This is a genomic window from Patulibacter defluvii (assembly GCF_034096925.1).
Lineage (GTDB): Bacteria > Actinomycetota > Thermoleophilia > Solirubrobacterales > Solirubrobacteraceae > Patulibacter > Patulibacter defluvii.
In genome coordinates this window covers 1-23,789 of sequence record NZ_JAWZSQ010000040.1, presented here as the reverse complement: position 1 = coordinate 23,789, position 23,789 = coordinate 1, and the positions used below count along the sequence as shown (strand labels likewise).

General features: G+C 73.3%; 21 protein-coding genes. 20 read left to right on the top strand and 1 reads right to left on the bottom strand.

The window, feature by feature from the left end; genetic code table 11:
- The 7 genes from SH587_RS23910 to folK form a co-directional block, all read left to right on the top strand.
- Positions 1-226, top strand: a 226-nt coding sequence (locus tag SH587_RS23910) for a TilS substrate-binding domain-containing protein (RefSeq protein ID WP_320673176.1), incomplete at its 5' end; no start/stop codon positions are given.
- A 55-nt stretch (positions 227-281) separates the two neighbouring features.
- Entirely contained in the window at positions 282-830 is a 549-nt protein-coding gene (gene hpt, locus SH587_RS23905) for a hypoxanthine phosphoribosyltransferase (RefSeq protein WP_320673175.1), read from the top strand.
- Between the two features lie 145 nt (positions 831-975).
- Positions 976-2,946 (top strand): ATP-dependent zinc metalloprotease FtsH, encoded by a 1,971-nt coding sequence (gene ftsH / locus SH587_RS23900; RefSeq protein WP_320673174.1) that lies wholly within the window; start codon positions 976-978, stop codon positions 2,944-2,946.
- 74 nt (positions 2,947-3,020) lie between these two features.
- The gene (gene folP / locus SH587_RS23895) at positions 3,021-3,845 is read left to right on the top strand and encodes a dihydropteroate synthase (protein WP_320673173.1); all 825 of its coding nucleotides are present in this window, start codon (positions 3,021-3,023) and stop codon (positions 3,843-3,845) included.
- A 57-nt stretch (positions 3,846-3,902) separates the two neighbouring features.
- Complete coding sequence (gene folB, locus SH587_RS23890) at positions 3,903-4,385, top strand: dihydroneopterin aldolase (RefSeq protein WP_320673172.1); 483 nt, start codon at positions 3,903-3,905, stop codon at positions 4,383-4,385.
- 2 nt (positions 4,386-4,387) lie between these two features.
- Entirely contained in the window at positions 4,388-5,275 is an 888-nt protein-coding gene (locus SH587_RS23885) for an acyl-CoA thioesterase (protein WP_320673171.1), read from the top strand.
- Entirely contained in the window at positions 5,272-5,820 is a 549-nt protein-coding gene (gene folK / locus SH587_RS23880; protein ID WP_320673170.1) for a 2-amino-4-hydroxy-6-hydroxymethyldihydropteridine diphosphokinase, read from the top strand. The genes SH587_RS23885 and folK overlap by 4 nt, the downstream gene beginning before the upstream one ends.
- Here folK and SH587_RS23875 read toward each other — a convergent pair.
- On the bottom strand, positions 5,817-6,608 hold the full coding sequence (locus tag SH587_RS23875) for a glutathione S-transferase family protein (RefSeq protein ID WP_320673169.1): 792 nt from the start codon (positions 6,606-6,608) through the stop codon (positions 5,817-5,819). The two genes, folK and SH587_RS23875, sit on opposite strands and share 4 nt — an antisense overlap.
- Before the next feature lie 128 nt (positions 6,609-6,736).
- On the opposite strand from SH587_RS23875, the gene SH587_RS23870 reads away from it, so the two are divergent.
- The 13 genes from SH587_RS23870 to SH587_RS23810 all read left to right on the top strand — a co-directional run.
- The gene (locus SH587_RS23870) at positions 6,737-7,501 is read left to right on the top strand and encodes a type III pantothenate kinase (protein ID WP_320673168.1); all 765 of its coding nucleotides are present in this window, start codon (positions 6,737-6,739) and stop codon (positions 7,499-7,501) included.
- Positions 7,502-7,525: 24 nt separating this feature from the next.
- The gene (locus SH587_RS23865) at positions 7,526-8,557 is read left to right on the top strand and encodes a tRNA dihydrouridine synthase (protein WP_320673167.1); all 1,032 of its coding nucleotides are present in this window, start codon (positions 7,526-7,528) and stop codon (positions 8,555-8,557) included.
- Between the two features lie 190 nt (positions 8,558-8,747).
- Positions 8,748-9,218, top strand: a complete 471-nt coding sequence (gene greA, locus SH587_RS23860) for a transcription elongation factor GreA (protein WP_320673166.1) — start codon at positions 8,748-8,750, stop codon at positions 9,216-9,218.
- Positions 9,219-9,234: 16 nt separating this feature from the next.
- On the top strand, positions 9,235-10,728 hold the full coding sequence (gene lysS / locus SH587_RS23855; RefSeq protein WP_320673165.1) for a lysine--tRNA ligase: 1,494 nt from the start codon (positions 9,235-9,237) through the stop codon (positions 10,726-10,728).
- A 28-nt stretch (positions 10,729-10,756) separates the two neighbouring features.
- Positions 10,757-11,662 (top strand): LysR family transcriptional regulator, encoded by a 906-nt coding sequence (locus tag SH587_RS23850; protein WP_320673164.1) that lies wholly within the window; start codon positions 10,757-10,759, stop codon positions 11,660-11,662.
- Positions 11,663-11,728: 66 nt separating this feature from the next.
- Positions 11,729-12,562 carry a formate dehydrogenase accessory sulfurtransferase FdhD gene (gene fdhD / locus SH587_RS23845; protein ID WP_320673163.1) on the top strand — a complete coding sequence of 278 codons (834 nt, stop codon included), beginning with the start codon at positions 11,729-11,731 and terminating at the stop codon, positions 12,560-12,562.
- A complete protein-coding gene (locus SH587_RS23840) occupies positions 12,559-14,976 on the top strand; it encodes an FdhF/YdeP family oxidoreductase (RefSeq protein ID WP_320673162.1) in 2,418 nt (805 codons plus the stop codon). The genes fdhD and SH587_RS23840 overlap by 4 nt, the downstream gene beginning before the upstream one ends.
- 243 nt (positions 14,977-15,219) lie before the next feature.
- A complete protein-coding gene (locus tag SH587_RS23835; protein ID WP_320673161.1) occupies positions 15,220-17,835 on the top strand; it encodes an ATP-dependent Clp protease ATP-binding subunit in 2,616 nt (871 codons plus the stop codon).
- A 279-nt stretch (positions 17,836-18,114) separates the two neighbouring features.
- Positions 18,115-19,377: a PLP-dependent transferase gene (locus tag SH587_RS23830; RefSeq protein WP_320673160.1), complete on the top strand. Its 1,263-nt coding sequence runs from the start codon at positions 18,115-18,117 to the stop codon at positions 19,375-19,377.
- Between the two features lie 258 nt (positions 19,378-19,635).
- Positions 19,636-21,225, top strand: coding sequence for a DNA repair protein RadA (gene radA / locus SH587_RS23825; protein ID WP_320673159.1), 1,590 nt, complete (start codon positions 19,636-19,638; stop codon positions 21,223-21,225).
- Positions 21,226-21,327: 102 nt separating this feature from the next.
- Positions 21,328-22,440 carry a DNA integrity scanning diadenylate cyclase DisA gene (disA, locus tag SH587_RS23820; RefSeq protein WP_007570710.1) on the top strand — a complete coding sequence of 371 codons (1,113 nt, stop codon included), beginning with the start codon at positions 21,328-21,330 and terminating at the stop codon, positions 22,438-22,440.
- 71 nt (positions 22,441-22,511) lie between these two features.
- Complete coding sequence (locus tag SH587_RS23815) at positions 22,512-23,135, top strand: CarD family transcriptional regulator (protein WP_320673158.1); 624 nt, start codon at positions 22,512-22,514, stop codon at positions 23,133-23,135.
- A 72-nt stretch (positions 23,136-23,207) separates the two neighbouring features.
- Positions 23,208-23,789, top strand: a 582-nt coding sequence (locus SH587_RS23810) for an IspD/TarI family cytidylyltransferase (RefSeq protein WP_320673157.1), incomplete at its 3' end; no start/stop codon positions are given.

Sequence of the window (23,789 nt, the reverse complement as noted above, 5' to 3'; positions counted from 1 at the left end):
GGGGGTCGCCGCCGCGGCGCTGGCCGCCGCGCCGCCGGCGATCGGCCGCCGGGCGCTGCGGCTGCTGGCCGAGGCGGCGGTCGGGCACGGCTGCCCGCGGGTCGAGCGGCGGCTGGAGGAGGTGCTCGCGCTCGCCGCGCGCCCGCGCGCCCGCGCGGCGCTCGACGTCGGCGACGGGGTGCGGGTGGTGGTGGCCGACGACCGGGTCGGCTGCGAGCGGCGCTAGGCCGCCGGTCGCCCGGGGACGCCGCAGCGCCCGTCCGCCTCGTACACTCGGCCCCGTGCGCGACCCGAACATCGGCGAGATCCTGATCCAGTCGGACGACCTCCGCCGCCGCGTGGCGGACATCGGCGCCGAGATCAGCCGCGACTACGCCGGCCGCGAGATCCTGCTCGTCTGCGTGCTGAAGGGCGCGGTGCTGTTCGTCGCCGACCTGATGCGCGAGCTGACGATCCCCTGTCAGGTCGACTTCATGGCGGTCTCCTCCTACGGCTCGGCGACCCGCTCGAGCGGCGTGGTCCGGATCCTCAAGGACCTCGACAAGCCGATCGAGGGCCAGCACGTGCTGATCGTCGAGGACATCATCGACTCGGGCCTGACCCTCCAGTACCTGCTGCGGAACCTGCGCTCGCGCAACCCGGCGTCGCTCGAGGTCTGCTCGCTGCTGACCAAGCCGAGCCGGCGCGAGGTCGACCTGCCGATCCGCTACACCGGCTTCGAGCTGCCCGATCGCTACGCCGTCGGCTACGGGCTCGACCTCGACCAGCGCTACCGCAACCTGCCCTACGTCGCGGCCCTCACGGACGCGGCCGTGGCGGCCGCGGGCTGATCCCGGCGGACGCCGTCCGCCGGCCTCGGCGACGGCGTAACGGAGTCACAACACCCACCCGGCGGGCCGGTTACAGCGCCGTTGCTACGCTTCGTCTCCGACCCCGTTCTCCCTCGACCCGAAGGCGACGGGGCCGGCACACCACATGAGCCGGTTCTTCAAGAGCGCACTCTTCCCCATCCTCATCGTCCTGCTGCTGGCGTTCTTCGCCCAGCGGCTGTTCACGAGCGAGTCGACGGTGAAGGCCACCTTCAGCGAGTTCCAGACGCAGTTGGACAACAGCGAGATCGAGAGCGTCGTCGTCCAGACGAAGGACAACTCGCTCAAGGTCCACCTGAAGAACGACAAGACCTACCAGGTCGGGTACATCCCCGACTACGGCGCGCAGCTCGAGGCCCAGCTGGCCGCGGCCGCGCAGGAGAAGAAGATCCAGAAGTACGACGTCAAGTCGTCGCGGACCTCGGGTCTCTGGCAGGTCCTGGCCTACGCCATCCCGTTCATCCTCTTCCTCGGCCTCTGGTTCCTGATCATGAACCAGGTCCAGGGCGGTGGTTCCAAGGTCATGCAGTTCGGCAAGTCGAAGGCCAAGCGGCTCTCGGTCGACTCGCCGAAGATCACCTTCCGCGACGTCGCCGGCGCGGACGAGGCGGTCGAGGAGCTGCACGAGATCAAGGAGTTCCTCGAGAACCCGAAGAAGTTCCAGGCGCTCGGCGCCCGGATCCCGAAGGGCGTGCTGCTCTTCGGCCCTCCGGGCACCGGCAAGACGCTGCTGGCCCGCGCCGTCGCGGGCGAGGCGGGCGTGCCGTTCTTCTCGATCTCCGGCTCGGACTTCGTCGAGATGTTCGTCGGCGTCGGCGCCAGCCGCGTCCGCGACCTCTTCGAGCAGGCCAAGCAGAACTCGCCCTGCATCATCTTCATGGACGAGATCGACGCCGTCGGCCGCCACCGCGGCGCCGGCATGGGCGGCGGTCACGACGAGCGCGAGCAGACGCTGAACCAGCTCCTGGTGGAGATGGACGGCTTCACGATGACGGACAACATCATCCTCATCGCCGCCACCAACCGCCCGGACATCCTCGACCCGGCGCTGCTGCGTCCGGGCCGCTTCGACCGCCAGATCGTGGTCGACCGCCCCGACCGCAAGGGCCGGGCGAAGATCCTCGAGGTCCACACCCGCGGCAAGCCGCTGGCCGGCGACATCGAGATCGAGGCCCTGGCCGGCCAGACGCCCGGCTTCACCGGCGCCGACCTGGCCAACCTCGTCAACGAGGCGGCGCTGTTGGCGGCCCGCTCCGGCAAGAAGCAGATCACCCAGCACGAGCTCGAAGAGGGCATCATGCGCGTGATCGCGGGGCCGGAGAAGAAGACCCGGGTGATGACCGAGAAGGAGCGGGAGATCACCGCGTACCACGAGATGGGCCACGCCTTCGTCGGCCACTTCCTCGAGAACGCGGACCCGGTCCACAAGATCTCCGTCGTCGGCCGCGGCCAGGCGCTCGGCTACACGATCTCGATGCCGTCCGAGGACAAGTTCCTCACCACGCGCGCCCAGCTGCTCGACCAGATGGCGATGACGCTCGGCGGCCGCGCCGCCGAGGAGATCGTCTTCGGCGAGATCACCACCGGCGCCTCGAACGACCTCGAGAAGGTCACCGCCACCGCCAAGCAGATGGTGATGCGGTTCGGCATGAGCGAGCGGCTGGGGCCGCGCGTCTTCGGCCACGACCACGGCCAGCCGTTCCTCGGCCGCGAGTTCAACTCCGAGCCCGACTACTCGGACGAGATCGCCCGCGAGATCGACGACGAGATCCGGCGGATCGTCGAGGACGCGCACCAGCGCGCCACCGACCTGCTGACCGAGCACCGCGACGCGCTCAACCGGATCTCGGAGATCCTGATCCGGCGCGAGACGATCGAGCGCGACGAGTTCCTGGCGCTGCTCGAGGGTCGCCACGAGGACGACGTCTTCCACGACGACCCGCCGTCGCTGCCGCCCGGCGCGCCGACCGGCGACGCCGAGCGGACCGAGCGTCCCGCCCCGCGGCCGCTGCCCCGGCCGGGGCTGGGGACGGCGATGGACGGCCGTCACGGCTCGGCAGGCCCGCAGTTCACCTGATTCTGCCTCGTCTGATCTGATCGACGACGGCGGCCCACGGGCCGCCGTCGGTCGTTCTGCGGGAGACTGGGGCGGTGGCCGCCTTCGAGGTGATGGGGATCGTCAACGTCACGCCCGACTCGTTCAGCGACGGGGGCGAGTGGTACGACCGCGACGCCGCCGTCCGCCACGGGCTCGAGCTGGCCGCGGCGGGGGCGACGATCCTCGACGTCGGCGGCGAGTCGACCCGGCCCGGCGCCGCGGCGGTCGACGCGACGGAAGAGCTGCGGCGGGTGGTGCCGGTGATCGAGGGCCTGGTCGCCGCGCTGCCGGGCGTCACGCTCTCGGTCGACACCACCAAGGCGGCGGTGGCGGCCGCGGCGCTCGACGCCGGCGCCGGCTACGTCAACGACGTCAGCGGCCTGCGCCACGACCCGGAGATGGCGCCGCTGGTGGCCGAGCGCGGCGCCCGCTGCTGCCTGATGCACATGCAGGGCGAGCCGCGGACGATGCAGCGCGACCCCCGCTACGGCGACGTGGTCGACGACGTCCGGGCCTTCCTGGAGCAGCGGCTGGAGGCGACGGCCGCGGCCGGGGTCGACGCCGGGCGGATCGACCTCGACCCCGGGATCGGGTTCGGCAAGACGCTCGACCACAACCTCGAGCTGCTACGGCGGCTGGACGAGATCGTGGCGATCGGCCCGCGGGTGGTGGTCGGGACCTCGCGCAAGAGCTTCCTCGGCCGGATCACCGGCCGCGACGACCCCCGCCAGCGGCTGGCCGGCACGATCGCCACCAACGTCCTGGCGCTGGCCGCCGGCGCCCGGGTCTTCCGCGTCCACGACGTCGGCGCGGTCCACGACGCGCTGGCCGTGGCGGCGCGGGTGCTGGGGCCGGCCGCCGGCGACCGGCCGGGCTGAGGCAGGCACCAGCGGGCGGCCACGGACCGCCGGCCGCGCTCCGCTACCGTGGCCGCCATGCCCGAGGACGACGAGCGCTTCGACGACGAGCCCGCCGAGGAGCGCGACGAGGACGAGCTCGAGGAGGACGAGGACGAGCTCGACGACGACGAGCTGGACGGCGACGACCGCGACGAGGTCACCGTCGAGATCCGCGGGCTCTCGCTCTACACCCACCACGGCGTGACGCCGGCCGAGCGCGAGATCGGCCAGCGGCTGATCGTCGACCTGCGGATGGCCGTCGCCGACTGCGACGCGACCGTCACCGACCGGGTCGAGGACACGATCGACTACGGCGAGGTCTGCCAGCTGGTGGCGCTCGTCGCCCAGCAGCGCTCGTACAAGACGCTGGAGCGGCTCTGCGCCGCGATCGCCGACCGCGTCGTCTCCGACTACGGGGCCGAGGAGGTGTGGGTCAAGTGCACCAAGCCGGAGCCGCCGATCCCGCTCGCGGTCGAGGAGGTCGCCGTCGAGCTGTGGCGGGCGGGGGACGGGGACTGACCGTGTCCGCGCCGAGCGTCCCCACCACCGCGTTCGACCGCGCGACGACCGTCCGGCTGCGCGAGGACGGCGTCGTCGAGGCGTCCGTCGACAGCGCCTGGTCGGCCCCGACCGGTCCCAACGGCGGCTACCTGGCCGCGATCGTCGTCCGCGCGCTGCGGGCGGTCGTCGACCCGGCCGGCGAGCTGCGGCTGCGGTCGCTGACCCTCCACTACCTGCGGGGGGCGGCCGACGGCCCGCTGGAGCTGACCGTCGAGCTGCTGCGCCGCGGCCGCCGGGTCAGCAGCGCCCGCGTCCGCGCCCGCCAGGGCGACCGGGCCGTGCTCGAGGGGCTGGCCGCGTTCTCGGCCGCCGAGCTGCCGTCGCCGGTCGACTGGACCCCGCGGCTGCCCGACGTGGCGCCGCCGCCGGCGCTCGACGCCGAGGGCCTGCCGGTGCCCGAGTACCGGCCGCGCAAGGGCCGCTGGATCGAGCCGCTGCCGCAGATGCCGCCGGTCGTCCACCAGGTGCGGCTGGCCCCGCAGCTGGGTGGGATCCCGCTCGCCGGGCGGGTGCCGGAGCCCGGCGGAGCGGTCGAGACCGGGGGCTGGATCGCGCTGCCCGAGCCGCGCCCGATCGACGAGCCGTTCGTCGCCCTCGCCGCCGACATCTGGTGGCCGCCGGTCTTCGAGGCCGTCTCGCGGCCGGTGATCGCCCCGACCGTCGACCTGACGATCCACTTCCGCGCCGGCCTGCCGCCCGAGGGCCTGCCGCCGCAGCCGATCTTCGGCCACTACCGCTCGACCGCGGCCAGCGAGGGCTTCGTCGAGGAGGACGGCCTGCTGTTCCTGCCCGACGGGTCGCTGCTGGCCCAGTCCCGCCAGCTGGCGCTGCTGGCCCCGGTCGGATGACCGGCGACGCGCTGCGCCCCGGCGAGCGGCTCGGCTACCTGGGCCTCGGCTCGAACGTCGGCGAGCGCCGCGACCAGCTGCAGCTGGCGGTCGACGCGCTGCCCCGCCACGGGGTCCGCGTGCTGGCCTCCTCGGCGGTCTACGACACCGATCCGGTGGGGGAGATCCTCGACCAGCCGTCGTTCCTCAACGCCTGCGTCCGGATCGCGACCGCGCTCGCCCCGGAGGAGCTGCTGGCGGCCTGCAAGGCGGTCGAGCGCGAGCAGGGCCGGACGCTCGACCCGGCCCAGGGCTACGTCCGCCACGGGCCGCGGCCGATCGACGTCGACCTGCTGCTGCTCGGCGACGAGCCCTACGCCTCCGAGCGGCTGACGCTGCCGCACGCCCAGGTCGCCGAGCGGCGGTTCGTGCTGGTGCCGCTGCTCGACCTCGACCTGGAGCTGGCCCTGCCCGACGGGACCCGCCTGGCCGATCGCCTGGCCGCGCTGCCGCTCGACGAGGGCGTGCGGCGGGCCGGCGATCCGCTCGACGTCGCCGCCGGCTAGGCCGTCTGGCGCTTGCGGCCGCGCTTGGCCGGGGCCGCGGCGGCCGGGGCGGTCAGCGGGGCCAGCCACTCGGCCGGCAGCGTGCCGGCCGGGACGTGGCCGTCGAACTGGGGGAAGATCCGCAGCGCCAGCTGACCGGCGGGACGGGCGGCCAGCGGCTCGCGCAGGTCCTCGATCGTCATCAGCAGCCGCAGGCTGCTGGCGATCTGGAGGTCGGCGGCGTTCTCGCTGCTGCCGCCGAGGGTGCCGTCGGCCAGCCACGCCTCGATCCGGTCCAGGTGCCCGGGCAGGTCGGCCAGGTCGGCCTTCGCCCCGGCCGGGGTGGCGTGGTTCATCCGCCGCTCGATCGCGACGATCGCCGGCGACATCAGCGGCAGCACCGCCTTCGGGATCGGCAGCCGCGAGTGCTCCTGGAAGCTGGGGATCGCCGTCGGCGCCTCGCCGAGCGCATGCCAGAGGACCCGCCGCGGCACCGACTGCAGGACCTCGTCGCCCCACCGCTCGGCCTCGAGCACCCGCTCGCGGGCGGCCGGGTCGGCGGGCAGCAGCGGCGGCTCCGGCACCAACTCGTCGAGCCGGCGGAGGATCGCGCGCGAGCCGACCACCCGCTCGCCGCCGTCGAACCGGATCCCCGGGACGGTGCGGCGGCGGAAGATCGCGGTCTGGAGCGGCGCGTGCATCGGCGGCGGCCACTCGACCACCCGGTGCTCGATGCCCTTGAGGGCCAGCGCGCGCTCGACGGTCGCGCAGGGATGCGACCCGTGGACGAGGAACAGGGTGGCGGCCATGGCGCCAGCATAGGGCGGCCCTGCGGGGCCGGCGTTGTGCGCTCCACACCATGTCAGCGGCGGGCCTGGTCGGGGCCCCACCGCGGCCGCGAGGGCGACCGCCGGGCCGGGCGGCGATAATCGGACCGATGCTCCTCGTCGTCGACGTCGGCAACACCCAGACCCACTTCGGGACCTTCGAGGGCGAGAAGCTGGTCGAGCACTGGCGGTTCGCGACCGTCCGCGACTCGACCGGCGACGAGCTGGGCGCCAAGCTGCGGGCCCTGCTCGAGCTGCGCGGGGTCGACATCGGCGACCTCTCGGCCTCGATCGTCTCCTCGACCGTTCCCCAGCTGGCCGACGAGTGGCGCGGCATGGCCGACCGCTACCTCGACCACGAGATGGTGGTCGTCCGCCAGGGGATCAAGACCGGGATGGCGCTGCGCTACGACAACCCGCGCGAGATCGGCGCCGACCGGCTGGTCAACGCCGTCGCCGCCTACGACCGCTTCCGGGGCGCTTGCGTGGTGGTCGACTTCGGCACCGCGATCACCTACGACCCGGTCTCGGCCGACGGCGAGTACCTGGGCGGGATCATCAGCCCCGGGGTCGAGATCTCGCTCGAGGCGCTGACCAGCCGCGCCGCCGCGCTGCCGAAGATCGACCTCGTTGCCCCCCGCCAGCTGATCGGCAAGTCGACGATCGAGGGCATCCGCAGCGGCGTGATCTACGGCTTCGCCGGCGGGGTCGACGCGATCGTCGGCCGGCTGCTCGACGAGCTGGGGGAGGACACCGACCTGATCGCCACCGGCGGCCTGGCGCGCCACATCGTGCCCCACTGCCGGACGATCGACGAGGTCGACGACCTGCTGACCCTGACCGGCCTGCGGCTGCTCCACGAGCGCAACGCGTAGCGACCTCTCTACCCTGTGAAGGGCATGTCGCTGCCCGCCCTCACCGAGCCGTGGTCGATCGCCGGCGTCCGGATCCCCAACCGGGTGACGCTCGCGCCGCTGGCCGGGATCGGCAACTGGGTCGTGCGGCTGCAGGCCAAGCGCCACGGCGCCGGCTACGCGGTCAGCGAGATGGTCTCCTCGTTCGCGATCCACTACCGCAACGAGAAGACCCTCCGCGACCTGCTGACCTTCAAGCGCGAGGAGCGCGACGGCGGCCCGGTCGCGATCCAGCTCTTCGGCCAGGACCCCGAGGTGATGCGCTCGGCCGCCGCCTACGTCGCCGAGCACACGAACGTCGACGTGATCGACCTCAACATGGGCTGCCCGGTGCCGAAGGTCTGCAAGACCGGTGCCGGCGCGGCGATGCTGAAGGATCCGGAGACCGCGATCGCCGTCGCGCGGGCGGCCAAGGAGGGTTCGAACCTCCCGGTCACGGTCAAGCTGCGCTCGGCGACCAAGAAGGACGGCGAGCACGACGGCTACGCGCTGGCCGCGCGGCTGGTCGAGGAGGCCGGCGTCGACGCGATCGGCTTCCACCCGCGCAGCGCCCAGGTCCACCACAAGGGCACGCCCGACTATGCGCTGGCCGCGCGGCTGGCCGACGAGCTGCCGGTGCCGGTGGTGCTGACCGGCGGCCTGCACACCGCGGCCGAGACGCTCGCCGCCTACGAGCAGGTGCGGCCGGCGGCGGTGATGCTGGCCCGCGGCGCGCTCGGCAACCCGTGGCTGTTCGCGTCGTTGCTCGGCGCCCGCGAGGACGTCCCCCCGACCGTCGTCGAGGTCGTCGCCGAGTTCGACTGGGTGCTCGACCGGACGATCGAGCACCTCGGCGCGGAGCGGGCCGGCCGCTACCTGCGCAAGCACTACCCGTGGTACGTCGAGCGGCTGGCCGAGGCCCAGGGACAGCTGCCGACGGCGCCGGCGAGCAAGCGCCTGCAGGAGGCGCTGCAGCGCGGCGAGGGCGTCGAGCAGGCCCGCGCGCTGCTCCACGAAGCGGCCGCCGTCAGCGTCTGATCGGCGCCGTTCGGGCCCGGCCCGACGGCCGATTCGGCCCGCTGGTGGGGAAACGCCTGCGGGCATGGCTATACTGCCCGTCCGCTCAGCGGGGCGACGGCTCCCGGCGGGAACGCGGATCCCCCTCCACCTCCTCCCCGCCCGGAAACACCAGGTCGCCGTCCCGCACAGCCGAGGCGAAAGGTTGCAGATGCCCAAGGACGTCATCCTCACCCCCGAGGGGCTCACCAAGCTCAAGCAGGAGCTGGAGCACTTGTCGACGGACAAGCGCCGCGAGGTGGCCGAGCGGATCAAGGAGGCGCGCGAGTTCGGCGACATCTCCGAGAACTCGGAGTACGACGACGCCAAGAACGAGCAGGCGATGGTCGAGCGCCGGATCCTCGACATCGAGGAGCAGCTGCGTTCGGCCCAGGTCGTCGACGAGGCGCACCTCTCGACCGACGCCGTCCAGGTCGGCACCCGCGTGCGGGTCAAGTCCGACAAGGGCGAGGACGTCTACGCGATCGTCGGCTCGGCCGAGGCGAACCCGGCCGAGAAGAAGCTCTCCAACGAGTCGCCGGTCGGCCGCGCGCTGCTCGGGCAGGCCAAGGGCGCCAAGGTCACCGTGACCCTGCCCAACGGCCGCACGCGCACGCTCGAGGTCCTCGAGATCTCGCGCTGAGCGCCGCCGGCTCGCGATGACCAACCCCGCCCCGGAGATCGAGGGCGACGGCACCGACCTGCTCGCCGTTCGCCGCGCCAAGCTCGACGCGCTGCGCGCCGCGGGGATCGAGCCGTTCCCGCACGACTTCGACGGCGTCGAGCCGATCGCCGCCGTCCGCGAGCGCCACGCCGAGCTCGAGGACGGGGCGGAGACCGACGTCCGCCACCGGATCGCCGGCCGCCTCCGCGCCCGTCGCGGCCAGGGCAAGATGGCCTTCCTCGACCTCGACGACCGCTCGGGGCGGGTCCAGCTGCAGGCCAAGCTCGACGTGCTCGGCGAGCAGCGGATGACGCGGCTGCTGGACGCAGTCGACCTCGGCGACCTGCTGGGGATCGACGGCGTCGCCTTCGTCTCCCGCCGCGGCGAGCTGACGCTGCGGGTCGAGGACTTCACCGTGCTGGCGAAGGCGCTGCGGCCGCCGCCCGACAAGCACCACGGGCTCCAGGACACCGAGCTGCGCCAGCGTCGGCGCGAGCTCGACCTGATCGGCAACGAGGAGACGCGGCAGGCCTTCGTCCTGCGCTCGAAGATCGTCTCCGAGGTCCGCCGCTACCTCGACGGCGAGGGCTTCCTGGAGGTCGAGACCCCGGTCCTCCAGCCGCTCTACGGTGGCGCGCTGGCGCGGCCGTTCGTCACCCACCACAACGCCCTCGGCCGCGACTTCTACCTGCGGATCGCCACCGAGCTGTACCTCAAGCGGCTGATCGTCGGCGGCCTCGAGCGGGTCTACGAGCTGGGCAAGAACTTCCGCAACGAGGGGATCAGCCACAAGCACAACCCCGAGTTCACGATGCTCGAGTGGTACGAGGCCTACGCCGACGTCGAGGACGCGGCGAACCGGCTCGAGGCGTGCGTCCAGCACGTCGCCCGAGCGATCGGCTACGAGGGCGAGATCGAGTGGACGAAGCCGTGGAAGCGGCAGACGCTGGCCGGGGCGATCGAGGAGGCGACCGGGATCGACGTGCTCGCCCACCGCGACGCGGCGTCGCTGGCGCAGGTGATCCGCGACAGCGACCGGACCGACCTCGACCCCGGCGACCGGACGTGGCCGCAGCTGGTCGACGACCTGCTCTCGAAGCACGTCGAGCCGTTCCTGCAGCAACCGACGATGCTCTTCGACTACCCGGTCGAGCTGTCGCCGTTCGCGAAGGCCAAGCGGACCGCCGACGGGGTCGACACCGGCCTGGTCGAGCGGTTCGAGGCGTTCGCCTGCGGGATGGAGATCGCCAACGCCTTCTCCGAGCTGAACGATCCCGACGAGCAGCGGCGTCGGTTCGACGAGCAGGCGCGGCTGGAGCTGGCCGGCGACGACGAGGCCCAGCCCTACGACGAGAGCTTCGTCGAGGCGCTGGAGCAGGGGATGCCCCCGACCGGCGGCCTCGGGCTCGGGATCGACCGGCTCGTGATCTGCATGACCGGGCGCCGGACGATCCGCGAGGTCGTCCTCTTCCCGGCGATGCGGGACTGAGCGACCGGGACCGCGGCGAGGCCGGGCGATGCAGGGCCGCCAGCTCGAGTACCTGGTGGCGCTCGACCGCGAGCGGCACTTCGGCCGCGCCGCCGACGCCTGCCACGTCACCCAGCCGACGCTCTCGGCCGGGATCCGGGCGCTGGAGACGGCGCTCGGCGTGCCGCTGGTCCGGCGCGGCCACCGCTTCGAGGGTCTGACGCCCGAGGGCGAGCGGGTGCTGCGGTGGGCGCAGAGGATCGTGGCCGACCACCGCAACCTGGCGGCCGACGCGGCGCGGATGCGGGGCGACGGCGTCGGCGTGCTGCGGATCGGGGCGATCCCGACCGCGCTGCCGGTGATCGCGCGGTTGACCTCGCCGTTCCTGGAGCGGCATCCGGCGACCCGGATCGAGGTCCGCTCGATGACCTCGCGCGAGATCGAGCGCGGGCTCGACACCTTCGGGCTCGACGTCGGCGTCACCTACCTGGCCGACGACCCGCCGGAGGGCGTCCGCACCTGGCCGCTCTACCGCGAGCGCTACCGGCTGGTGACGGCGGCCGACGGCCCGTTCGCCGGCCGCGACGCCGTCGGCTGGTCGGAGCTGGACGGGGTCCGGCTCTGCCTGCTGACGGCGGACATGCAGAACCGCCGGATCCTCGACGGGCGCTTCGCGGCGGCCGGCGCGACGCCCGACGTGGCGCTGGAGACGAACTCGCTGACCGCGCTGCTGGGCCACGTGCGGGCCGGTTGGTCGAGCGTGGTCGCGCATCCGTGGACGGCGGCCTTTGGCCTGCCGGCGGGCATGCGGGCGCTGCCGCTGGTGGCGCCGGACGATCCCGAGACGATCGGGCTGCTGGCGGCGGCCGGCGATCCGGCGCCGCCGTCGGTCGCGACGCTGGTCGAGCTGGCCGCGACGATCGACCTCGACCGCCCGGCCGAGCCCGGTCGATAGACGCGCTCTATCGACCCGCCCGCGCTTCCAGTTGCCGCGCGGGCCGCGAGCTGGTGCCCTGGTGGGATGACCGCTCTCGCGCTCGCGCCCCCGCACGGGAACGATCGGCGCGGCGGAGCGACGCCGGCGCCGGTCCTGACGGTCGGGCCCGACGGCGTCCGCCGGCGGCGCGACCGGCTGGCGACCGAGGAGCCGCTGGAGATCCGCGCCGGCGGCCCGGGCGAGGAGCCGGTCGCGGTCGCCGTCACGATGCGCACCCCGGGCCACGACCTGGAGCTGGCCGCCGGCTTCCTCGCCGCCGAGGGCCTGGTCGGGACGGGCATCGTGGCCGCCCGCGCCTGCCCCGACGAGCGGGGGGCGGTCCAGGTGGCGCTGCGCGACCCGCTCGACCGCTCGCGGCTGCGGCGGCGGGTCGAGGTCTCCTCCAGCTGCGGCGTCTGCGGTCACAGCACGCTCGACGAGCTGGGCGACCGCTGCCCGCCGGTCCCGGATGGCCCGGTGGTCGCTCCGGGCGTCCTGACCGCCCTGCCCGACCGGCTGCGCGACCACCAGCGGCTGTTCGCCCGCACCGGCGGCCTGCACGCGGCGGCGCTCTTCGACGCCGACGGCGGCCTGCGGGTGGTGCGCGAGGACGTCGGCCGCCACAACGCCCTCGACAAGGCGCTCGGGGCGGTGCTGCTGGCCGGTGACCCGCCGCCGGCGATCGTGATGCTCTCCGGTCGCGCCAGCTACGAGCTGGTCCAGAAGGCCGCCGTCGCCCGGGCCGCGATCGTCTGCGCGGTCTCGGCCCCGTCGAGCCTGGCCGTCGACGCCGCTCATCGCCTGGGCGTGACGCTGGTCGGGTTCCTCCGCGGCGAGACCTTCAACGTCTACGCCCGTCCCGAGCGGATCGCGCTGTGAGCCGCGACCGCGACGTTCCCGAGGACGACGCCGGGCTGCGGGTCGGCCCGCCGGTCGACCACGCGGTCGGGATGCCGGCCACCCGCTCGATCGCCCGCCACACGATGCGCCAGATGGGGGCGGTCCGGACCGCCCGCGTGCTCGGCCGGATCAACCAGCCGCACGGCTTCGATTGCCCCGGCTGCGCCTGGCCCGAGCCCGATCACGAGACTGGCCGACCGGGCTTCAAGCACCTGGAGTTCTGCGAGAACGGCGCCAAGGCGGTCGCCGAGGAGGCCACCCGGCGGACCGTCGAGCGCGACTTCTTCGCCCGCCACCCGGTCGCCGAGCTGCACCAGCGGAGCGAGCACTGGCTCAGCCAGCAGGGCCGGCTGACCGAGCCGATGCACCTGGCGCCCGGAGCCGACCACTACGTGCCGATCGCCTGGGAGGACGCCTTCGCCCTGATCGCCGACGAGCTGCGGGCGCTCGACTCCCCCGACGAGGCGTTGTTCTACACCTCGGGCCGGACCAGCAACGAGGCGGCGTTCCTCTACCAGCTGCTCGTCCGCTGCTTCGGCACCAACAACCTGCCCGACTGCTCGAACATGTGCCACGAGTCGTCCGGCTCGGCGCTGGTCGAGACGATCGGGATCGGCAAGGGCAGCGTCACCGTCAACGACCTCGTCGCCGCCGACCTGATCATCGTCGCCGGCCAGAACCCGGGCACCAACCACCCGCGGATGCTGACCACGCTCGAGCAGGCCAAGGAGCAGGGGGCGCGGATCATGACGATCAACCCGCTGCCCGAGGCCGGCCTCCAGCGCTTCGACAACCCCCAGCGGCTGCGCGGGCTGACCGGCCACGGGACCCCGCTGACCGACCTCTTCCTGCAGCTGCGGCTGGGCGGCGACCTGGCGCTCTTCCAGGCCCTCAACCGGCTGCTGCTCGACGCCGACGCCGCCGACCCCGATGCCGGGATCGTCGACCACGCGTTCCTCCGCGACCACTGCGAGGGCACCGAGGCGCTGCGCGACCACCTGGCCGACCTGTCGTGGCCCGACGTCGAGCGCGCGACCGGCCTGACCCGCGACCAGATCGACGAGGCGCTGGCGATGATCCTGCCCGCGCGCCGGATCGTCGTCTGCTGGGCGATGGGCCTGACCCAGCACCGCGACGCCGTCGCCACCATCCGCGAGGTCGTCAACTTCCTGCTGCTGCGGGGCAACATCGGCCGCAAGGGCGCCGGCCTCTGCCCGGTCCGCGGTCACTCGAACGTCCAGGGCGACCGCACGATGGGGATCTGGGAGAAGCCCGACCCCGGCTTCCTCGACCGCCAGGAGGCGACCTTCGGCGTGCCGATGCCCCGCGCCCACGGACACGACGTCGTCGACAGCATCCGGGCCCTGCGCGACGGCCGTGCCCGGGTGCTGTTCGCCGTCGGCGGCAACTTCGCCTCGGCGACGCCGGACACCGAGGTCACCGAGGCCGCGCTGCGCCGCGCCCGGCTGACCGTCCAGGTCTCGACCAAGCTCAACCGCTCGCACACCGTCACCGGCCGCCAGGCGCTGATCCTGCCGACCCTCGGCCGCACCGACCGCGACCTCGGGCCCGACGGGCAGCCGCGGTTCGTGACCGTCGAGGACTCGATGAGCGTGGTCCACGCCAGCCGCGGCCGGCTGGCGCCGCCGTCGGAGTCGCTGCGCAGCGAGGTCGAGATCGTCGCCGGCCTGGCCCGCGCGCTCTTCGGCCCCGACGGCGGACCGGGCGACGGCGGCGGCGATGGCGACGGCGGCGGTCCGCGCGTCGGCGGCGGTCTGCGCGAGGGCGTTGGGCTGGGCGAGGGCGGCCGGCGCGCCGCGGCCGCGGCGGCCGTCCCGTGGGAGGCGCTGGCCGCCGACTACGGACGGATCCGCGACCGGATCGAGGCGGTCGTCCCCGGCTTCGAGCGGTTCAACGAGCGGGCGGCGTGGCCGGGCGGCTTCGTCCTGCCCCACGGCCCCCGCGACGCCCGCCGCTTCGACACGCCCTCCGGCCGCGCGCGGCTGACCGTCAACGCGCTCGAGCCGCTGGAGTGCCCGCCGGGCCGGCTGCTGCTCCAGTCCCTGCGCTCGCACGACCAGTACAACACGACGGTCTACGGGCTCGACGACCGCTACCGCGGCATCAGCGGCGGGCGCCGCGTGGTCTTCGTCCATCCCGACGACCTGGCCGAGCTGGGCCTGGCCGACGGCCAGCAGGTCGACCTCGTCTCGGAGTGGCGCGACGGCCGCGAGCGGCGGGCCGACGGCTTCCGCCTGGTCGCCTATCCGACCGCCCGCGGCTGCGCGGCGGCCTACTACCCGGAGACGAATCCCCTGGTCCCGCTGGACAGCACGGCCCGGACGTCGAACACCCCGACCTCGAAGGCGATCGTCGTCCGGCTCGAACCCTGAGCCGACCCGCGACCCCGACCGTCCGTCCGTTCCGCGACCCGCACGTCCGTCCACTCCTGGCCATCCGAGGGAGCCGGGTAGGCCCGCTGGTACGATGCTTCTCAAGGAACGACTGACAGGCCCGGACGCGCATCTGCCCGACTGGACGGGGCGTAGAGATGGGTGAACGGGTCCGTTGGCGTACCTTCGAATCAGACCCGCTCGCCCGAAGCCCCGGGCAGCCGGTCGGGAAGGATCCAGGGAATGTTCGAGCGATTCACAGAACGAGCCAGGCAGGTTGTCGTTCTCGCCCAGGAAGAGGCGCGAACGCTCAAGCACAACTACATCGGCACCGAGCACATCCTGCTCGGGCTGCTGCGCGAGGAGGAGGGCCTGGCGGCCCGCGTCCTGGAGTCGCTCGACATCACCGTCGAGCGCGTCCGGGCCCAGGTCGTGCGGATCGTCGGTTCGGGGGAGGAAGTCACCTCCGGCCAGATCCCGTTCACTCCCCGCGCCAAGAAGGTCCTCGAGCTGGCGCTGCGCGAAGCGCTGAGCCTGGGCCACAACTACATCGGCACCGAGCACATCCTGCTCGGCCTGGTCCGGGAGAACGAGGGCGTCGCCGCCCGCATCCTCCTCGACTTCGACGCCGACAGCGAGAAGATCCGCAACGAGGTGATCCGGATGCTCTCCGGCCCCGGCGGCCGGCGGCAGACCGCCGGCTCTTCGGTCGGCGGGTCGTCCGCGAGCGCTGAAGGCGGCGCCGGCGGGCCGCAGAAGCGCTCGTCGAAGGTCCTCGACCAGTTCGGCCGTGACCTGACCAAGCTCGCCGCCGAGGGCAAGCTCGATCCGGTCGTCGGTCGCGAGACCGAGATCGAGCGGATCATGCAGATCCTCTCGCGGCGGACGAAGAACAACCCGGTCCTGATCGGCGAGCCCGGCGTCGGCAAGACGGCGGTCGTCGAGGGCCTGGCCCAGCGCATCTCCTCCGGTGACGTGCCGGAGCTGCTGCGCGACAAGCAGATCTACACCCTCGACCTGGCGGCCCTGGTCGCCGGCTCCAAGTACCGGGGCGAGTTCGAGGAGCGGCTCAAGAAGGTCATGAAGGAGATCGCCAACAAGGGCGACGTGATCCTCTTCATCGACGAGATCCACAACCTGGTCGGCGCGGGCGCGGCCGAGGGCGCGATCGACGCGGCCTCGATCCTGAAGCCGGCGCTGGCCCGTGGCGAGCTGCAGACGATCGGCGCGACGACGATCGACGAGTACCGCAAGTACCTGGAGCGCGACTCCGCCCTGGAGCGCCGCTTCCAGCAGGTGCGCGTCGAGCAGCCGTCGACCGAGGAGGCCGTGCAGATCCTCCAGGGCCTGCGCGACCGCTACGAGCAGCACCACAAGGTCGAGATCACCGACGAGGCGCTGACCGCCGCCGTCGAGCTGGCCGATCGCTACATCGCCGACCGCCAGCTGCCGGACAAGGCGATCGACCTCGTCGACGAGGCCGCGTCCCGCAAGCGGATCCGGTCGATGGGCAGCCCGCCCGTCTTCCAGGAGGTCGAGGAGCAGATCGCCGAGGCCCGCCGCAAGAAGGACGCCGCGATCGAGGCGCAGGAGTACGAGGCAGCCGCCTCGCTGCGCGACGAGGAGCGGAAGCTCGTGCAGAAGAAGCGCGAGCTCGTCGAGCAGTGGGAGGCCGGCGAGGGCGAGCAGCCGCGGCTGTCGATCGGCGAGGAGGAGATCGCCGACATCGTCTCGATGTGGACCGGCATCCCCGTCTTCAAGCTGACGGAGGCGGAGACCCGTCGCCTGATGCGGATGGAGGAGGAGCTCCACGAGCGCGTGATCGGGCAGGAGCAGGCCGTCCAGGTCGTCTCCAAGGCCATCCGCCGCTCGCGGGCCGGCCTCAAGGACCCGAAGCGGCCGACCGGCTCGTTCATCTTCCTCGGCCCGACCGGCGTCGGGAAGACGGAGCTGGCCAAGTCGCTGGCGCACTTCCTGTTCGGCGACGCCGACGCGATGGTCCGCGTCGACATGTCGGAGTACATGGAGAAGCACGCCGTCTCGCGGCTGGTCGGTTCGCCGCCCGGCTACGTCGGTTACGACGAGGGCGGTCAGCTGACCGAGGCCGTGCGGCGCAAGCCGTACTCGGTGCTGCTGCTGGACGAGATCGAGAAGGCCCACCCCGATGTCTTCAACCTGCTGCTCCAGATCCTGGAGGACGGCCGGCTGACCGACTCGCAGGGCCGGACAGTCGACTTCCGCCACGCGATCGTGATCATGACCTCGAACATCGGGGCCTCGGAGATCGCGAAGTCCACGCCGCTCGGCTTCCAGGTCGGCGACGAGGACGTCGAGGTCAGCTACGAGGACATGAAGCAGCGCGTCACCGGTGAGCTGAAGAAGGCCTTCAAGCCCGAGTTCCTCAACCGGATCGACGAGGTCATCGTCTTCCACAAGCTGACCAAGCCGGAGATCACCCAGATCGTCGATCTGATGCTCGATCGGGTCCGGACGTCGCTGAAGGATCGCGAGCTGACCCTGGAGCTGACGCCCGGGCTGAAGGACCTGCTGGCCGAGAAGGGCTGGGACCCGGCGATGGGCGCCCGTCCGTTGCGCCGGGCGATCCAGCGCTACATCGAGGACCCGCTGGCCGACTTCGTGCTCGCCAACGAGCTGAAGCCGGGGGCGACGGTCAAGGTCGACCGGGCCGCCGAGGGCGACGACGATCGCGAGGTCGTGCTCGCCGTCGAGGAGCCCGCCGAGCCGAAGGTCCCGGCCGCGGTCGGTGCCAACGACGAGGCGACGACCGACGAGTCGACGGCCGCCGAGCCGCCGGCCGGGAACGAGCCCGCGGGCGAGGAGACCACCGACGGCACCTGAGCCGCCGGTCGTTCGACGACGCCTGGATCCGCGGGGCGGGGCCGATTCGGCCCCGCCCCGTGTCGTTGCGGGGCCGTAGCCCGCCGTGGCGGGCGTACGGGGCACGCCCGTGGCGACGGCGGGTCGGACAGGGTGTCCTGCAAGCTCGCGGTCACCGATCGGTGACACGCGCGGGCAGCCGCTAGGGTTGCCGTCGATGCGCCGCCGAACGCCTTCGACCCCGCCTGCCACCAGGGCGGGCCGGTGCCGCACGCGTCCCACGCGTGCCGGGGGGTTCCGTTGAGCGAGCGCGACGACGCCGAGAGCGGCCGCCGCGGCGAGGGGTGGGCCCCAGGCGAGGCCGGCGTCCTGCCGCGCGGCGTGGCCGCCCAGGCGCGGGCCCGGCTGGACCGGATGCGCGGCCGCGGGGCCGAGGGGCCGCAGGCCGACGTCGAGGGCACCGCCGAGGAGGACGCGGCGGCCGCCGAGCTGCCGCCGGCGCCCCTCAGCCCCGCGACCCGGGTCGTGACCGCGGGCCTGGTGCCGCCGGTCCAGGGCGAGCCGTTCCTGGCCGGGCCGGTCTTCGCCGGGCCGTACCACGCGGCGGGGGAGATCGACGACAGCCCGCACCTGTACGGGCGGATCAGCAATCCCGGCTTCGAGCGCTACGAGCAGGCGCTCGGCGGGCTCGACCAGGGCCACAGCGTGGTCTTCGCCTCCGGGATGGCGGCGGCGTCGGCCGTGCTCCAGCGGCTGCTGGGTCCCGGCGACCTGCTGGTGGCGCCGAACGACGGCTACCCGGGCGTGATGCAGATCGCTCGCGAGCACCTGGCGTTGCGCGGCGTCGGGGTGCGGCTGGTGCCGACCGACGACGAGCCGATCCGCCGGGCGGCCAAGGGCGCCAGCATGGTCTGGCTCGAGACCCCGGCCAACCCGGGCCTCGAAGTGCTCGACCTGGAGGAGACGATCGCCGTCTGCCGCCGGGCGGGGGCGAAGGTCGTGGTCGACAACACGCTCGCCACGCCGCTCCGCCAGCAGCCCCTGGCCCTCGGCGCCGACCTGGTGGTGTCGTCCGGCAGCAAGCACCTGACCGGCCACAGCGACCTGATCCTCGGCCACGTCAGCGCCGCCGACCGCGAGGTCGCGGACGAGCTGCGCCAGTGGCGGACGCTCGCGGGCGCCGTCCCGGGCCCGTTCGAGACCTGGCTGGCGCACCGCTCGCTCGCGACCCTGGAGATCCGCCTCCAGCGCCAGGAGCAGGTGGCCGCGGCCGTCTTCGCCGCGCTCCAGGAGCGCGACGACGTTCCGGACGCCCGCTACCCCGGCTTCAGCACCGTCGTCGGCTTCGACCTCGGCTCGCCCCGCCGGGCGCGTTCGTTCCTCAGCAGCCTCGACCTGGTGGCCGAGGCGACCAGCTTCGGCGGCCTCCACTCCTCGGCCGAGCGCCGTGATCGCTTCGGCGACGGTCAGGTCCCGCCCGGCTACGTCCGCTTCAGCGCCGGCATCGAAGCACCGGAGGACGTTGTCGCCGACATCCTGCGGGCGTTGGACCTCTCGCGGTAGCGGGAGGGGCCAGGACGCGGCGCTGGCCGCGGTGAGGACGGAGCCGGCCACGGGCGGCGGCGGCGACGCGGCGGGGAGGAGCTCGGTGGAGGACATCGGCCCGGCCATCGTCGCCCCTGACCCTGTGCCGTGTCAGTCGCGAGCTGTGCCAATCTCGCGCCGGATCTGCGCTAACTCTCCGCGGGTCGTGCCAACTTCCCGGATTCGGGCTCTGGGGCTGGTCCTCCCGCCGCCGGCGCCTCTACTGTCGAGCAGGAGATGGCACGCGTCGTCACCGCCCACGTCTGCTCCGCCTGCGGGCACGAGAGCCCCCGTTGGCTGGGCCAGTGCCCCGGCTGCGGGGAATGGGGCACGCTGACCGAGGAGCGGGTCGACAAGCCGGCGCCCGCCGGTCGCAACGGCGCCCCGCGCGGCAACGGCCGGGCGTCGCGCGCGAACGGGGCGCCGCCTGGTCGGCCGGTGCGGTTGGGCGAGGTCACCGCGCCGCGCGTGCCGCGATTGCGGACCGGCCTGGGCGAGGTCGACCGGGTGCTCGGCGGCGGCCTCGTGCCGGGCTCGCTGGTGCTGCTCGGCGGATCGCCGGGCATCGGCAAGTCGACGCTGCTCAACATGGTCCTCGGGCGCCTGGCCGGCGACGGGCGCTCGACGCTCTACGTCTCGGGCGAGGAGTCGGCGGCCCAGGTCCGGCTGCGGGCCGAGCGACTGGCCGGCGTCGCGACATCGTCGGGCGGCGCGGGATCGGCCTCCGGGGGGTCCGCGGGTGGTGGATCGGGCTCGGCGGGCCACGGCGTCGCGGCCGCCCTCGACGTGCCGATCCTGGCCGAGACCGACCTCGACACCGTCGTCGCCACGCTCGAGGCCGAGCGGCCCGACGTCTGCGTGATCGACTCGGTGCAGACGCTCCACGACAGCGCGCTCTCCGGCGCTCCCGGCTCGGTCGGCCAGGTGCGCGAGGTCGCCGCGCGGCTGATGGACGTCGCCAAGCGGCTCGACATCGCCACCGTCCTGGTCGGCCACGTCACGAAGGAGGGGGCGCTCGCCGGCCCGCGGGTGCTGGAGCACCTGGTCGACTGCGTGCTCCAGTTCGAGGGCGAGCGGGAGCGCACGTACCGGACCCTGCGAGCCCTGAAGAACCGCTTCGGGTCGACCAACGAGGCGGGGGTCTTCGAGATGCGGGACAGCGGCCTGGTCGAGGTGCTCGATCCGTCGGCGCGGTTCGTCGGCGAGGCGACCCGGGCGGCCGGATCGGTGGTGCTCTGCGCGATGGAGGGCACGCGGCCGCTGCTGGTCGAGGTCCAGGCGCTGGTCTCGCCGAGCGAGCTGGTGCCGCCGCGCCGGGTCTGCAACGGGATCGACCGCAACCGGCTGGCGCTGGTGCTGGCCGTGCTGGCGCGGCACGCCGGGCTGAGCACGAGCACCAGCGACGTCTTCGTCAACGTCGTCGGCGGGGTCCGGGCCGACGAGCCCGGCGCCGACCTGGCCGTGGCCCTGGCCGTCGCCTCGGCGGCCCGTGGCGTGGTTCCCGGCGTAGGGGGCGGCGGCGCGGGGGAGCGGGGCGGGGCCGCTGCGGCCGGCTCGGGCTCGGCGGCCTCGGCTCCGTCCGCCTCGCCCCCATCGGCCTCGGCCCGCTCTACCGACAGCGCCGTCCCTGAACCGTCCGACGAACGCCCGGCGCTGCCGGTCGCGTGCTTCGGCGAGGTCGGGCTGACCGGCGAGCTGCGGGCGGTCGCGCACGCGGAGCGACGGTTGGCCGAGGCGCGCAAGTTCGGGCTTCGGGGGGTGATCGAACCCGAGCGCTGCCCGACGCTGCGGGACGCGCTGCGGACGGCGCTGCCCCGGCGCCGGTGACGGGATCGCCGGTTCCCACTTGACTTCTGGGCCGCGCCGTGCCCGTGTACGCCGTCAAGGGGGTGCTCAAGCTCGACTAAAGGGATTGATACAATCGTTGCGATGGCGCAGCGTCCCGGTGAAGAGCTTCAGGAGCTCGAAGGACGTCAGGAACCCCGGCTGGTGAAGGCGCTCGAGATGATTGCGCCGGGAACCGCTCTTCGCGAAGGGATCGATTCGATCCTCAACGCGCATACCGGGGGCCTGCTGGCGATCGGCGAGCCTGAGGAGATCACCCACCTGTGTTCAGGTGGGATCCGGCTCGACATCGACTACACGCCGGCGCTGCTCTACCAGCTGGCGAAGATGGACGGCGCGATCACGCTCAACGCGAACGCCACCAAGATCGCGATGGCCAACGTCCAGCTCGTTCCCGACCCGACGATCCTCACGCAGGAGACGGGCACCCGCCACCGGACGGCCGAGCGGGTCAGCAAGCAGACCGGCGCGCTGGTGATCGCGGTCTCGCAGCGGCGCGAGGTCGTCTCGCTCTACGTCGACGGGGCCCGCTACCAGTTGGACCAGATCCCGGTCGTCCTCGCCAAGGCGAACCAGGCCCTGGCCACGCTCGACAAGTACCGCACCCGCCTGGATCAGGTCGCCACGCGCCTGACCGCGCTGGAGTTCGAGGGCGGCGCGTCGCTCCATGACGTGCTCACCGTCCTCCAGCGGGCCGAGCTAGTCTCGCGGATGGCGGTCGAGATCGAGCGCTACATCGTCGAGCTCGGCACCGACGGCCGACTGATCGAGATGCAGCTCGAGGAGACGACCGTCGGCACGGCCAGCGAGAAGGCCGCGCTTGTCCGCGACTACTCGACGGATCCGAGCGAGGAGGCGGTCGCGGAGGCGCTCGACCTGCTCCCGCGGCTGCCGCACCCCGACCTGCTGGACTTCGGGCGGCTGGCCGAGCTGCTCGGCTACAACCGCAAGCTGAACACGCTGGACTATCCGGTGAGCCCTCGTGGCCACCGGGTCCTGGGGCGCATCCCGCGCCTCCCCAAGCTCGTCGTGCAGCAGATCATCGAACGTTTCGGTGGTCTGGACGAACTGCTCGTCGGTACGGACGCCGAACTCGAATCGGTGCCCGGAGTCGGCGAGATCCGTGCGAAGGACATCCGCGAGGGCCTTCGCCGCCTGCAGGAGATCAACCTCGTCGACCGTTTCCTGCAGACGTGACGCACTCGTTGCGCCACGGCCGCCGGAACCGATCGGCCCGCCGCTGACGGCGGGCCATCCCAGGAGGGACTATGCCCGACACCACCACTGACGACGACCTCTTCGAGCCCGCCGCGAGCACGGAGTGCGACTTCCAGGTCGGCGACAACGTCGTCTACCCGCACCACGGCGCGGGGGTCGTCAAGGCCAGGGCCCCTCGCAAGGTTCTGGGTGAGGAGCGCGACTACCTGAAGATCCGCATCCTCCACAACGACATGACCGTCCACGTGCCGTGCGACCAGGCCGCCCAGGTCGGGCTGCGGCGGGTCATCAACGAGGAGACGATGCGCGAGGTGCTCGCGGTCCTCGGCGGTCCCTGCACGGACATGCCGAAGAACTGGAACCGGCGCTTCAAGCACAACCGCGAGAAGATCAAGACCGGCGACATCCACGAGCTGGCCGAGGTCGTCCGCAACCTCGCCGTGCGGGAGAACGAGAAGGGCCTCTCGACCGGCGAGAAGCAGATGTTCACCCGCGCCAAGAAGGTCCTGGCGTCGGAGCTGATGTACGCGCTGGAGAAGTCCGAGGAGGAGGCCGAGGCCTACCTCGACGACCTGCTCGGCACCAACCCGAACGCGACGGCGGTCGAGGACGACGAGGTCGAGACCGACGACGTCGACGAGACGGACGACGCCGAGCTGGCCCTGCAGGACTGACGCGCGTCCGTTCGCGGACGCCGTGGGCCGGATCCGAAACGCCGTGATCCGGCTCACCACCCCGCTGGCGCGATGGCGGTAGCGATCGTCGTCGCCGCCGGCCGGGGCGAGCGCCTGGGCCACGACCGGCCGAAGGCGCTCGTGCCGCTTCGCGGCCGCCCGCTGCTGGCTTGGTCGCTGGCCACGCTGGTGGCCGCACCGGGCCTGCGCCGGATCGTGCTGGTGCTGCCCGACGGCGAGCCGCTGCCCGCCGACCCCGCCGCCTGGGGCCTGCCCGCCGGCAGCTGGGAGGGGCCGGACGGCACCGCTCGCGTGGTCGCCGTGCCCGGCGGCCGCGAGCGCTCGCACTCCGTCCGGGCCGGCCTGGCCGCGACCGGCGACGGCCCGCCCGGCGAGCCGGTGCTCGTCCACGACGGCGCGCGGCCGCTGGTCACCGCCACGCTGATCGAGGAGTGCCTGGCGGCGGTCGCCGACGGTGCCGACGCCGCGATCGCCGCCGCCGCGCTCACGGACACCGTCAAGGAGGCGGTCGTCCGGCCGCCGGCCGCGACGACGCCGGCCCCCGCCGCCGCATCCGCCTCGCCCGCCGCCGTCCCACCCGCGGCCGCCGTCCCACCCGCGGCCGCCGTCCCACCCGCGGCCGCCGCCCCGCCC